Genomic DNA, 12,280 nt, shown 5'->3' with positions numbered 1-12,280 from the left:
GGTCCGGTCGAAGGGGCCCTGCCTAACGGCTGCGGCGGCCGCCCCGCCGGGAGGCCGTGGGCGGCTTCGGCTCCGGGGGGTCGATGCGGTGCAGGTCGAGGGTGGCGGGGAGCGGGGTCGCGCCGGGGCCGCCGGATTCGGCCCAGGCGATGATCTCGTCCGTCGCGGTGTCGTCCAGGGCGAAGCCGAACCAGACCGCCCGGGCTCCGCGCCGGCGCGCCTCGGTGGTGGGCTGCACCACGATCACGTTGGCCTGCGCGCAGGGCCCGAGGCAGTCGCTCGTACGGACCGCGAGGCGCCCGCCGGACGCGGCCGCGGCCTCCCGCAGCCGGGCGAGCTGGCCGGCGTGGTCGGAGCCGGGGTTCTTGCGGGGGTCCCCGCAGCAGCAGCCCCGGCAGACGACGAGGGTGCAGGGGCGCGGGGCGGTGGCGGCGAGCGGGCGTATCCAGGTCACCGCCGCACGTTACCGGCCCTGCGCGGCGGGGGGTTGGACCCCGGGCGAGACCTCCACCACACGGCGGGCGTCGAGTTGGTCGTCGGATTGGTCGTCGGATTGGTCGTCGAGGTGCTCCTGGAGGGCCGCCTCGGGGTCCTGGGCGCGGCGGCGGGCCAGGACCGCGCAGACCATCAGCTGCATCTGGTGGAACAGCATCAGCGGGAGCACCGCCAGGGAGGCCTGGGGCCCGAACAGGACGCTGGCCATGGGGAGTCCGGCGGCCAGGCTCTTCTTCGACCCGGCGAACTGGATGGCGACGCGGTCCGCGCGGCCGAAGCCGAGGCGCGCGGCCCCGTACCAGGTGGCGAGGAGCATGACGGCGAGGAGTACGGCCTCCACCGCCATCAGGGCGCCCAGGCGCGGGAGGCTGACCTGGTGCCAGACCCCGGCGGCCATGCCCGCGCTGAAGGCGGCGTAGACGACGAGCAGGATCGAGCCCCGGTCGACGTAGCCGAGCACCTTCTTGTTGCGGGTCAGGAAGCCGCCGACCCAGCGGCGCAGGCCCTGGCCGAGGAGGAAGGGCAGCAGCAGCTGGAGGACGATCTTGAGCAGGGAGTCGAGGGAGAACCCGCCGGCGTCGTTGCCGAGGAGGGCGGCGGCGAGCAGCGGGGTGAGGAGGATGCCGGCGAGGGAGGAGAAGGAGCCCGCGCAGATCGCGGCGGGGACGTTGCCCCGGGCGATGGAGGTGAAGGCGATGGAGGACTGGATGGTCGAGGGGACCAGGCAGAGGAAGAGCAGCCCGCCGTAGAGGGGCTGGGTGAGCAGGCCGGGCACCAGGAAGCGGGCGGCCAGGCCCAGCAGCGGGAAGAGCACGAAGGTGCAGGCCAGGACGGTGAGGTGGAGCCGCCAGTGGCGCAGGCCGTCAAGGGCCTCCCGGGTGGAGAGCCGGGCCCCGTAGAGGAAGAACAGCAGGGCCACGGCGGCGGTGGCGGCCCCGTCGGCGACGGTGGCACCGGCACCCGTGGCCGGGAACAGCGCGGCGACACCGACGGTGGCCAGCAGGGCCAGTACGTACGGGTCCAGGGGCAGCCGGGCGGGCAGGCGGGGGCGGCGTCGCATGGGGGTGCTCACTTGCTGTCGTACGGGGGGGAGGGGTGCGGGGGGGTGCGAGGGGGTGCGAGGGGTACGACCATCGTCGCGGGTCGGCGGTCATCGGGAAACACGCACACCGAACTGACTGCCATCACGGAACGCGATGACCCGGGCGTAGGCTGGGGTCATGTACGACCCGGTCCAGCTGCGCACCTTCCTCACGGTGGCCCAGACGCTGAGCTTCACGCAGGCGGCGGCCCGGCTCGGGGTGCGGCAGTCCACGGTCAGCCAGCACGTGAGGCGGCTGGAGGAGGCGACGGGGCGTCCGCTGTTCGTGCGGGACACGCACAGCGTCGGGCTGACGGAGGACGGCGAGGCGCTGCTGGGCTTCGCGCGGACCATCCTGGAGGCGCACGAGCGGGCCGCGGCCTTCTTCACGGGGACCCGGCTGCGGGGGCGGCTGCGGTTCGGGGCGTCGGAGGACTTCGTGCTGACGCGGCTGCCGGAGATCCTGGAGGGGTTCCGGCACGAGCACCCCGAGGTGGACCTGGAGCTGTCGGTGGAGCTCTCGGGAACGCTGCACGAGCGGCTGGACGCGGGGCGCCTGGACCTGGTGCTGGCCAAGCGGCGCGGGCCGGGGGACGAGCGGGGCCGGCTGGTGTGGCGGGACCGGATGGTGTGGATCGGCGCCGAGGGGCTGCGCGTGGACCCGGAGCGCCCGGTGCCGCTGATCGTGTTCCCGCCGCCGGGGATCACCCGGGCGCGGGCCCTGGAGGTGCTGGAGCGGGACGGCCGGGCGTGGCGGATCGCCTGTACGAGCGGCAGCCTGAGCGGCCTGATCGCGGCGGCCCGCGCGGGGCTCGGGGTGATGGCGCACACCCGGGGCCTGATCCCGCCGGGGCTGGTACGGGTGGGCGGCCTGCCGGAGCTGGGCCCGGTGGAGTTCGCCCTGCTCCAGGGCCGCCGCCCGACCCCGGCGTCGGAGGCCCTGGCGGCCGCCGTCCTGGCGGGCGGCGACCGCCTGAGCCGGCCGGCCTAGCCTGCCTTGTTCGGCTTCCGGTCGGGGTGCTTGATGTCGCGGGGGCGGGGCTGGACCTCGAAGGGGGTGTCGTCGCTGAACCGGATGGTGCCCGCGGGCAGGCAGCTCGCCTCGCGGTCGGTGGTGAAGCCGTCGCAGTGCTCGGCGCTGAGGGTGATGAAGACCGTGCTGGTGTGCTGACCGACGCTCAGCGCCTTCAGGGGCGGTGACACGGGGACGGATTGCGGGAACCCGGCCAGGTCCGTGAGGCCCGTGCGCAGGGCCCGCTTCTTGTCGAAGGTCAACGTCTGCTCCTGCGGCGTGCCGATGTCGTGCACGTAGGTGGCGCTGACGAACTTGGCGTTGAAGTCCTCGATGGGCGCGCGGCGCAGCGGGGTGTAGTCGGCGGGATAGACGGCGGCGTCGGCGGTCTGGGTCGACCAGCCGAAGACCGCCCTGACCCAGGGTTCCTTCGCGGTGGCCACCCGGCAGGAGAGCGGCGGGGCGATGATCCGCTCCTTGACGTGGAAGACCTTGTTGAAGTCGAAGCCGTCCGTGGCCACGCAGTGCGGGACGTGCGGCCGCGCCGCCGGTCCGGCGGGGTCGGCGGTGGAGGCGGAGGCCGGCGCGGCAGCGAGTGCGGCGGCGAGGAGGGTGGGAACGGTCGCGGCTAGGAGGCGGGGACGTTTCACCGGGGATCACCTTTCGGGGGCGGCGGGAATGACCGCCCGACAGCCGACCACGCCCCGGGGGCAAGGCCCCGACGACATCCCGCACCGCTGGGCCGGACGGCGGACCGGGTCATGCGTCCGGGGGGTGGGGGCGGTATCCCCCGGGACCGGATCAGGGAGGTTGGGGGCTTCCCGTCAGTCCCATCGTCCTTCCGGTTCGGGCCGGTCCCTCAAGGGCGCTCCTTCGTCGCGTCGCTACGCGATGGCCTTCGGCCACCCTTGACCGACCGACCCGAACCGGAAAGCCGAAAGACTGCCGGGAAACCCCCAAAGAAACGGCACGGTCCAGAGGAGGAGGGACGGGTCCCTCAGCGATGAGACGAGGGACCGGGCGCCGGCCCGCCGGGCATCCGGGCCCCCAGATCCATGTTTCCGGGCCAGGGGCGCGACTACCCGCACGAAAGGTTGATCTCGGCGACCTGCGGAGCCTCCAGGCGCAGCAGATCGCTACGCGCTCCTCCCGTCTCAGCGTCCGGCGACCGTCTTGGGCTGATACCCGCACCAGAGGACGAACAGACTGCTCCTCGGTGAAGATCCGACCGGGGCGATCGAGTGCATCTGGCTCACGGGTTCCGCCGGCGGCAAAACACCGGGCGGACCGGGCTCGACGATCACTACGGTCCGGTCTCATGACGACGATTACGACGCGTACGGTCGAGTATCCGGCCGACGGTTTGACGATGATCGGGCACCTCGCGCTCCCGGCCGGTGTCGGCCGCCGGCCCGCGGTGCTGCTCGGACCGGAGGGCATGGGGCTCAGCGACGTCGAGCGCCGCCGGGCCGACGCCCTCGCCGAGCTGGGATACGTAGTGCTGGCCTTCGACCTTCATGGCGGGCGCTACTTGGGCGACCCCGAGGAGATGCTGGCTCGTTGCCTGCCGCTGCTCGCCGATCCCGACCGGATGCGAGGCATCGGCCATGCGGCGCTCGACGTGCTGCGCACCGAACCGCGGGCCGACCCCGACCGGATCGCCGCCGTCGGCTACGGCACGGGAGGTGCCGTCGGGCTGGAACTCGGGCGCGGCGGCGTCAGCCTGCGCGCGATCGGGACGGTCAACGCGCTGACCACGGGCCGACCGGGCGAGGCGGCGCGCATTCGCTGCCCGGTGTGGGCCGGGGTCGGGTCGGAAGACCCGATCATGCCGCCCGCGCAACGGGACGCGTTCACCGCCGAGATGCAGGCCGCGGGCGTCGACTGGCGCCTCACGGTCTACGGCGGCGCCCTGCACGCCTTCCACCACCCGCCGGTCGCCCACCCCGTGGTCCCCGGCGTCGGCTACCACCCACGGCACGCGCAGCGAGCCTGGCGCGACGTCGTCGACCTCCTCGCCGAGTGCCTGCCCGTGACGGAGCACTGACAGTCCACTCCCCTCAATGCCGCGCACCGGGCGCTTCCGTGGTCGCCCTCTGATGCGGGTATCAGCCCAGGACGGTCGTCGGACGCCAAGCCGGGAGGAGCGCGTAGCGATCTGTTGCGCTTGGGGGGTCTGGAGGTCGCTCTGGTCGGCCTCTCGTGCGGGTAGTCGCGCCCCTGGCCCAGATTCGCGGATGTGGGGGCCCGGATGCCCGGCGGGCCGGCCCCCGATCCCTCGCCTCATCGCTGAGAGACCCGTCCCTCCAACTATCGACCGTGCCGTTTCTTTGGGGGTTTCCCGGCAGTCTTTCGGCTTTCCGGGGCGGGTCGGCCTGTCAAGGGTCGCCGAAGGCGATCACGAAGTGACGCGACGAAGGAGCGCCCTTGACAGGCCGGCACGACACGGAAGGACGATGGGACTGACGGGAAGCCCCCAACCAGCCCTGATCCGGTCCAACGGGATCCCGCTCCCCCGCCCCCGCCCCCCCCAGATCCGAACCCCCGCCCAAACCCCGTACGTGCGTCCGCGTCGCAGGTGGCGGGGCGTGCGGCGGCGGGGGGATCTTGTGGAGGTTTCCGCGGGGGTGCCGGGCACGGGTGCGGGTGAGGTAGCGTCGCGGCGCCCTGCACGCAGAGGAGCGGAACTTGCGCGAGTTCACCGTCCCACCCCTGGTCACCGGCGCGGCGGCCGGGGGGCTGGCCGACACCGTCTTCCTGCGCGCCGGGCAGGATCCGGAGCACGTGGTGCTCGGGCGCAAGGCGGACGGGGTCTGGCGGGACGTGACCGCCCGTCAGCTGGCCGGGGAGGTGCTCGCGCTGGCCAAGGGGCTGCTGGCGCAGGGTGTGCGGTTCGGGGACCGGGTCGGCGTGATGTCCCGCACCCGCTACGAGTGGACGCTGTTCGACTTCGCGCTGTGGACGATCGGGGCGCAGCCCGTCCCGGTGTACCCGACGTCGTCGGCGGAGCAGGTGCACTGGATCCTGTACGACTCCGCCTGCACGGGCTGTCTGGTGGAGGACGAGGACCAGGCGATGACGGTCGGCTCGGTGATCGAGCGGCTGCCGGGGCTGCGTCTGTTGTGGCAGCTCGACGCGGGGGCGGTGGAGGAGCTGGTGGCGGCGGGGCGGGGGGTGGCCGAGGACGTGGTGCACCGGCACCGCGGGGCGGTGACCCCGGATGCCGTGGCGACCGTCATCTACACCTCGGGGACCACGGGCCGGCCCAAGGGGTGCGTGCTCACCCACGCCAATTTCATGTACGAGGCCGACACGCTGGTGGCGCGCTGGGAGGCGGTCTTCCGGGCGGGGCCGGGCGGGGAGCAGCCGTCGACGCTGCTGTTCCTGCCGCTGGCGCACGTGTTCGGGCGGATGGTGGAGGTGGCGGCGGTGCGGGCGGGGGTGAAGCTGGGGCACCAGCCGGCGGTGGCTGCCGCCGAACTCCTGCCGGACATGGCCGCGTTCAGGCCGACGTTCGTGCTGGGGGTGCCGTACGTCTTCGAGAAGATCTTCGCGGCGGCGCGGCGGGCGGCGGAGTCGGACGGCCGCCGGGGGCCGTTCGACCGGGCGGTGGAGGCGGCCGTGCGGTACGCGGAGGCCCGTGAGCAGAAGGCGTTCGGGAAGGGTTCGGGACCTTCGGCGGCTTTGCGGGTGGAGCATCAGCTCTTCGAGAAGCTGGTGTACGGCAAGGTGCGCGAGGCGCTCGGAGGCCGGGTGCGTTACGCGATGTCGGGCGGGTCGGCGATGTCGCGGCGGCTGGGGCTGTTCTTCGACGGTGCCGGGATCACGGTGTTCGAGGGGTACGGGCTGACGGAGTCCTGCGCGGCGGCGACGGCGAATCCGCCGGGGGCGGTGAAGTACGGGACGGTGGGCCCGCCGATCCCGGGCAGTACGGTCCACATCGCCGACGACGGGGAGGTGTGGCTGCACGGCGGCCACGTCTTCTCGGGCTATCTGGGGGATCCGCGCTCCACGCAGGAGGTGCTGCGGGGCGGGTGGCTGGCGACCGGGGACCTGGGCCGGCTGGACGAGGACGGGTACCTGACGATCACGGGGCGCAAGAAGGAGGTCCTGGTGACCTCGAACGGCAAGAGCGTGGCGCCGGCGGCGCTGGAGGAGCGGGTGCGGTCGCATCCGCTGGTGTCGCAGTGCGTCCTGGTGGGCAATGACCGGCCGTTCGTCGCGGCGCTGGTGACCCTGGACATGGAGGGGGTCGCGCACTGGCTGTCCATGCGGAAGCTGCCGCAGCGGACGGCCGAGCAGGTGGCGGGGGACCCGGATCTGACGGCGGAGGTGCGGCGGGCGGTGGTGGCGGCGAACACGCTGGTGTCGCAGGCCGAGGCGATCCGTGCCTTCCGGGTGCTGGCCGAGCAGTTCACGGAGGAGCGGGGGCTGCTGACGCCGTCGCTGAAGCTGAAGCGGCGGGCGATCGAGAAGGCGTACGAGCGGGAGGTCGCGGGTCTGTACCCGTCGTAGGCACCGGCTGTGCATGCCATCTGACGGTCCGTCATTTCATCTCGCCGAAGATATTGACGGTGCGTCAGGTCACGCACAGAATGCGGGGATTCCTACGGAGGGGATCCCACCCATGTCGCGACCCATCCGCGCCCTGGCCGCCGCGGCGGCCGTCCTCGCGCTCGTCTCCGCCTGCAATTCCGCCTCCACTTCGAACCAGACGATGCCGGGGAAGTCCGGGGACGCGCCGGGAGCCCAGCGCGGGGTCACCGACAAGACCATCAAGGTCGGCGGTATCGTCTCGATGACGAGCGCCAGCGGCTACAGCAAGAAGGACACCGACCTCGGGGCGAAGGCCCGCTACCTCAGGGCCAACGCGGAGGGCGGCGTCCACGGGCGCACCATCGACTACATCGGCGCGGAGGACGACGGCCAGGACCCCGGCAAGAACCTGGCCGCGGCCCGCAAACTCGTCCAGCAGGACAAGGTGTTCGCCGTCGCCCCGATGAGCTCGGTCACCTTCTCCGGCGCCGACTTCCTGGAGCAGGAGAAGGTCCCCACCTTCGGCTGGGGCACCCTGCCCTCCTTCTGCGGCCCCAAGTACATCTACGGGTTCAACGGCTGCCTGGTCCCCTCCCCCGGCGGCACCCTCAACCAGACCTGGCCCGAGGGCATCGCCAAGCTCCTCGGCGGGGCCGGGGGCAAGTCGGTCGCGGTCATCGCCAACGACAGCGACGCCGGCAAGTTCGGCATCCGCACCTTCCAGCAGGGCTTCGCCGCCGCCGGGTTCACCGTCTCCTACGCCAAGGCCTCGGTCCCCGCGACGGCCGTGCCCAGCGACTGGAGCGCGTACGTCAAGGAGATCATGGAGAGCGGCGGGGGCAAGGCGCCCGATGCCGTGGTCTCCGTCATGCAGACCCCCAACAACATCGGCCTCTTCACGGCCCTCAAGCGCGCCGGCTACAAGGGGCTGCTCTCCGACCCCACCGACTACGACCCCGGGCTGCTCGCCAAGGACGCCACCCGGCAGGCCCTCGAAGGGGTGCACGTCCTGCTCCAGTTCGAGCCCTTCGAGTCGGACGGCCCGAAGATGAAGCAGTTCAAGGCGGACATCAAGGCCGCCTCGGGTGGACAGGACGTCCCGCTGAACATGCACATGCTCACCGGGTACATGTCGGCCGACCTCTTCCTCGCCATCGCCCAGAAGGCCGGCAAGGACCTCACCACCACGCACTTCCAGAACGCCGCCCAGACCTTCTCCGACACCGGCACCCTCGTCGGCGACCGCGCCGAGCCCAAGGGCCAGAAGGACAGCTTCGGCTGCGGGGCGCTCGTCCAGCTCAAGGGCGGCCGGTACGAGGTCTCCGTGCCGTTCGAGTGCCACGAGCCGATCCCCTTCAAGTAGGGGCGCCGGCATGGGCGACCTGCTCGTCTTCGTACTGAGCGGCCTGGTCTCCGGCGCCCTGTACGCACTGCTCGCCACCGGGCTGGTGCTGTCGTACTCGGCGTCCGGGCTGTTCAACTTCGCGCACGGGGCCACCGCCTACCTGTGCGCGCTCACCTTCTACGAGCTGCACTCCGGGCTGGGCTGGCCGGCCGTCCCGGCCGCCCTGCTGGTGGTGTGCGTCCTCGCGCCCGGCCTCGGGTGGGGGCTGGACCGGCTGATGTTCCGCCGGCTCGCGCGGGTCGGGGAGACCGCCCAGATCGTGGCGACCATCGGTCTGCTGGTGGCGCTGCCGGCGGCCGGACTGTGGGCGGTGGACGTCCTGACGGAGGCGGGCCTGCCGCTGAAGCCCGCCGAGAACCAGTTCGGGCTGCCCGGTGTCGGGCCGAGCCCCGCACGGTCCTGGCAGCTCGCGGACGGCGTCGGCGTGGACTCCGACCAGCTGATCACCTGGGTGGTGACGGCGGTGGTCGCGGCCGCCCTGTGGGTGCTGCTGCGGCACACCCGGCTGGGGCTGCGGCTGCGGGCCGCCGTCGACAACCGCTCGCTGACCGAGCTGCGCGGGATCAGCGCCGACCGGCTGTCGTCGGTGGCGTGGATGATCGCCTCCGCGCTGGCCGGGCTCGCCGGGGTGCTGGCCACCCCGCTGCTGGGGCTGTCCGCGCACGACTTCACCCTGTTCCTGTTCGTGTCGGCGACGGCCGCCGTGATCGGGCGGTTCGCCTCCGTACCACTGGCCTTCGCGGGCGGGCTGGGGCTCGGGGTGGTGCAGAACCTCGTCGCCGGGTACGCCTCCTTCGCCGAGGGGATCACCGGGTTCCGCACGGCGGTGCCGTTCCTGATCCTGTTCGGCGGGCTGCTGGTGCTGACCCGGCGGGCCCGGACCGCCGGGGTGACGGCCGTGGAGCCGCCGCCGCCCGACCACCTGGCCGGGGCCCCGTGGGGCCGCCGGTGGGGGGTGTGGGCGGCGGGCGCCGTCCTGCTGGGCACGGCGTTCTACACCGTCACCACCCCCTTCTGGAGCGGGCTGCTGGCCCAGGGGCTGGCCATCGGCCTGGTGTTCATGTCCTTCACGGTGGTCACCGGGCTCGGCGCGATGGTCTCGCTCGCGCAGGCCACCTTCGTCACCGGGGCCGCGCTGGTGGCGGGGCTGCTGATGAGCCGCGGCTGGCCCTTCGCGGTGGCGCTGGCGGCGGGGACCTGTGTGGCCGCCGCGCTCGGGGCGCTGGTGGCGCTGCCCGCGCTGCGCCTGGGCGGGCGCTCGCTGGCGCTGGCCACGCTGGCACTGGCGTTCCTCGCCGACCAGGTGCTGTTCCAGATGCGGTGGCTGCGCGGCGGGGACGCGGGCTGGGCGGTGCCGAGGCCGGTGATCGGGCCGGTGGACCTGTCCGACGACCGGGCGTTCGGGCTGGCCCTGGTGGTCCTGGTCTCGCTGGTGGCGGCCGCCCTGGGCGCGCTGCGGAACTCCCCGTCGGGGCGGGCGATGCTCGCGGTGCGCTCGGCCCCGGCGGCGGCGATGGCCTCCGGGGTGTCCGTGCTGCGGACGAAGCTGCTGCTGTTCACCCTGTCGGCGGGGCTGGCCGGCTTCGGGGGCGTGCTGTACGCCTCGTACAACACCCGGATCACGGCCACGGACTTCACCGCCATGACGGGGCTGGTGTGGCTGGCGGTGGTGGTCGCGGCCGGGGTGCGGAGGGCGCCGTACGCGGTGGTGGCGGGGCTGGTGTTCGCGGTGGCCCCGCGGCTGCTGTCGGACTACGTGACGGAGTCGGCCCACCTCCCGGTGATCCTCTTCGGCCTGGCCGGCCTGGCCCTGGCCAACGACCCGGACGGCTACTGCGCGTCGCTCCCGGTCCGCCGAGCCGTTGCCCTGGCCGGGCGGAAGGGGAACCGGCCGGGAGCCGCCCCGGTCCGGGCCGGAGCCGCCGGGGCCGCGCCCGCCCAGGGCGGAGCTGCCCGGTCCGCGAGAGGCGGAGCCGGGACCCCTGCCGCCGGTGGCGGGAGTGACGGAGCCGCGCCCGTGGCGGAGCCGCTGACCGGTGCCGCGGGAAGGGGCGGGGCGGGAGAAGACCCCGCCGGGCCCGGACCCGCCGCGCCGACGGGCCGCCACCTGGCCGTCCCGCACCCGCGTGCGGCGGTGCCCGGCAGGGCGGCGGCAGCGGCAGCAACGGCGGCGGCGGCGGCGGCCCTCGAACTGCGCGGGGTCATCGCCGGGTACGACGGCGGGACCGTGCTGCACGGCGTGGACCTCGCCGTCCGGCGCGGGGAGATCCTGGCCGTGCTCGGGCCCAACGGCGCCGGGAAGAGCACCGCCTGCCGGGTCGCGGCCGGGCTGCTGCCGGCCACGGGCGGGACGGTCGCCGTGGCCGGGCGGGACGCCACCCGCGACGGGCCCGTACGCCGTTCGCGCGCCGGGGTGCTGCTCGCCCCCGAGGGCCGCGGGATCTTCCCCGCGCTCACCATCGAGGAGAACCTGGCCCTGTACCTGGAGGACCCCGGCGAACGGGACGCCGTGTACGGCCGGTTCCCCCGGCTGCGCGAGCGGCGCGCCGTCGCCGCCGGGGCCCTGTCGGGCGGGGAGCAGCAGATGCTCGCGCTCGCCCCGCTGCTCCAGCGCCCGCCGGCGGTGCTGATCGCGGACGAGCCCTCGCTCGGGCTCGCGCCGCGCGTCGTGGAGGAGGTGTTCGCGCTGCTGACCGAGCTCCGCGATGCCGGCAGCGCGCTGCTGCTGGTGGAGGAGAAGGCCGCCGAGGTCCTCGGGATCGCCGACACGGTGGCCTACCTCGCCCGGGGCCGCGTCTCCTGGTGCGGCCCGCGGGCCGAGGTGGAGCAGGACCGGCTGACCGAGGCCTACCTGGGGATGGCGCCATGAGCGACGTGCTCCGCGCGAGCGGGATCGATGTGGGATTCGGCGGGGTCCGGGCGCTGGCCGGGGTGGACGTCGGCGTAGGGGCCGGGGAAGTGTGCGGGCTGATCGGGCCGAACGGGGCCGGGAAGACCACCCTGTTCGACGTGCTGTCGGGGATCCGGCGTCCCGACCGGGGGCGGGTCCTGCTCGACGGGGCGGACATCACCCGCCGCTCCCCCGTGTGGCGGGCCCGGCACGGGATGCGCCGCACCTTCCAGCGGCAGCAGCTGTTCGGGCAGCTGAGCGTGGCCGACAACGTGCTCGTCGCGCAGGAGTGGCGGGGCGGCGGGGGCGGCCCGGCCGCGGACCTGCTGGCCCTGCCCGCCCGCCGGGCCCGGGAGCGGGCCCGCCGGGAGCGGGCCGGGCGGGTGCTGGCGGACTGCGGGATCGGCGCGCTCGGGTCCTCGTACGCGGGCGGGCTGCCGGTCGGGCAGGCCCGGATGGTGGAACTGGCCCGCGCGGTGGCCGACCCGCCGAGGGTGCTGCTGCTCGACGAGCCCGCGTCGGGGACGTCGGCGCCGGAACGGGAGCAGCTCGCGGGGGTGGTGCGGCGCCTGGCGGCGGAGGAGGGCTGCGCGGTGCTGCTGGTGGAGCACGACGTGGCGTTCGTGATGGACCTGTGCACCCGGGTCGTCGTCCTGGACCTGGGTCGCGTCCTCGCGGAGGGCACCCCGGCCGAGGTCCGTGCGGACCGGCGCGTACGGGAGGCGTACCTGGGGACGGCGTAGTGGTGGCGGGCCGCCCCGTAGTGGTGCCGGGCCGATTCCGTGGCGGGGCCGGGTACGGACGGGTGGCGGGAATAGGGTGGGCGGGGGGCCGGTTGTCGCACCCCGTGCGCCGCACCCC

General features: G+C 74.0%; 9 protein-coding genes. 6 read left to right on the top strand and 3 right to left on the bottom strand.

The annotated features are described in order from the left end of the window. Nucleotides 1–22: 22 nt before the first annotated feature. The gene (locus AC07A6_RS27255) at nt 23–454 is read right to left on the bottom strand and encodes a (2Fe-2S) ferredoxin domain-containing protein (protein WP_362466846.1); all 432 of its coding nucleotides are present in this window, start codon (nt 452–454) and stop codon (nt 23–25) included. Between the two features lie 9 nt (nt 455–463). Beyond that, nucleotides 464–1,555 carry a bile acid:sodium symporter family protein gene (locus tag AC07A6_RS27250; RefSeq protein WP_478778900.1) on the bottom strand — a complete coding sequence of 364 codons (1,092 nt, stop codon included), beginning with the start codon at nt 1,553–1,555 and terminating at the stop codon, nt 464–466. A 160-nt stretch (nt 1,556–1,715) separates the two neighbouring features. On the opposite strand from AC07A6_RS27250, the gene AC07A6_RS27245 reads away from it, so the two are divergent. Further along, the gene (locus tag AC07A6_RS27245; RefSeq protein WP_125819403.1) at nt 1,716–2,567 is read left to right on the top strand and encodes a LysR substrate-binding domain-containing protein; all 852 of its coding nucleotides are present in this window, start codon (nt 1,716–1,718) and stop codon (nt 2,565–2,567) included. Here AC07A6_RS27245 and AC07A6_RS27240 read toward each other — a convergent pair. Further along, a complete protein-coding gene (locus AC07A6_RS27240) occupies nt 2,564–3,238 on the bottom strand; it encodes a hypothetical protein (RefSeq protein ID WP_478778899.1) in 675 nt (224 codons plus the stop codon). The genes AC07A6_RS27245 and AC07A6_RS27240 overlap by 4 nt on opposite strands. A 668-nt stretch (nt 3,239–3,906) precedes the next feature. Here AC07A6_RS27240 and AC07A6_RS27235 point away from each other — a divergent pair. The 5 genes from AC07A6_RS27235 (at nt 3,907) to AC07A6_RS27215 (ending at nt 12,162) form a co-directional block, all read left to right on the top strand. Then, complete coding sequence (locus AC07A6_RS27235; RefSeq protein WP_478778898.1) at nt 3,907–4,635, top strand: dienelactone hydrolase family protein; 729 nt, start codon at nt 3,907–3,909, stop codon at nt 4,633–4,635. Between the two features lie 641 nt (nt 4,636–5,276). After that, nucleotides 5,277–7,103 (top strand): AMP-dependent synthetase/ligase, encoded by a 1,827-nt coding sequence (locus tag AC07A6_RS27230; protein WP_362466850.1) that lies wholly within the window; start codon nt 5,277–5,279, stop codon nt 7,101–7,103. 112 nt (nt 7,104–7,215) lie between these two features. Then, the gene (locus AC07A6_RS27225; RefSeq protein ID WP_478778897.1) at nt 7,216–8,487 is read left to right on the top strand and encodes an ABC transporter substrate-binding protein; all 1,272 of its coding nucleotides are present in this window, start codon (nt 7,216–7,218) and stop codon (nt 8,485–8,487) included. 10 nt (nt 8,488–8,497) lie between these two features. Next, nucleotides 8,498–11,398, top strand: coding sequence for an ABC transporter permease subunit (locus AC07A6_RS27220; protein WP_478778896.1), 2,901 nt, complete (start codon nt 8,498–8,500; stop codon nt 11,396–11,398). After that, nucleotides 11,395–12,162, top strand: a complete 768-nt coding sequence (locus AC07A6_RS27215; protein ID WP_478778895.1) for an ABC transporter ATP-binding protein — start codon at nt 11,395–11,397, stop codon at nt 12,160–12,162. The genes AC07A6_RS27220 and AC07A6_RS27215 overlap by 4 nt, the downstream gene beginning before the upstream one ends. The last annotated feature ends 118 nt before the right edge of the window (nt 12,163–12,280 follow it).

The organism is Streptomyces sp. NPDC044002, assembly GCF_056434525.1.
Note: the sequence above shows the minus strand (reverse complement) of the source record. Positions and strands in the feature narration are given on the sequence as shown.

Excerpts from the sequence above, each read along its gene's own strand:
- AC07A6_RS27250 (WP_478778900.1), bottom strand. The coding sequence starts at position 1,555 with ATGCGACGCCGCCCCCGCCTGCCCGCCCGGCTGCCCCTGGACCCGTAC.
- AC07A6_RS27245 (WP_125819403.1), top strand. The coding sequence starts at position 1,716 with ATGTACGACCCGGTCCAGCTGCGCACCTTCCTCACGGTGGCCCAGACG.
- AC07A6_RS27235 (WP_478778898.1), top strand. The coding sequence starts at position 3,907 with ATGACGACGATTACGACGCGTACGGTCGAGTATCCGGCCGACGGTTTG.
- AC07A6_RS27225 (WP_478778897.1), top strand. The coding sequence starts at position 7,216 with ATGTCGCGACCCATCCGCGCCCTGGCCGCCGCGGCGGCCGTCCTCGCG.
- AC07A6_RS27220 (WP_478778896.1), top strand. The coding sequence starts at position 8,498 with ATGGGCGACCTGCTCGTCTTCGTACTGAGCGGCCTGGTCTCCGGCGCC.
- AC07A6_RS27215 (WP_478778895.1), top strand. The coding sequence starts at position 11,395 with ATGAGCGACGTGCTCCGCGCGAGCGGGATCGATGTGGGATTCGGCGGG.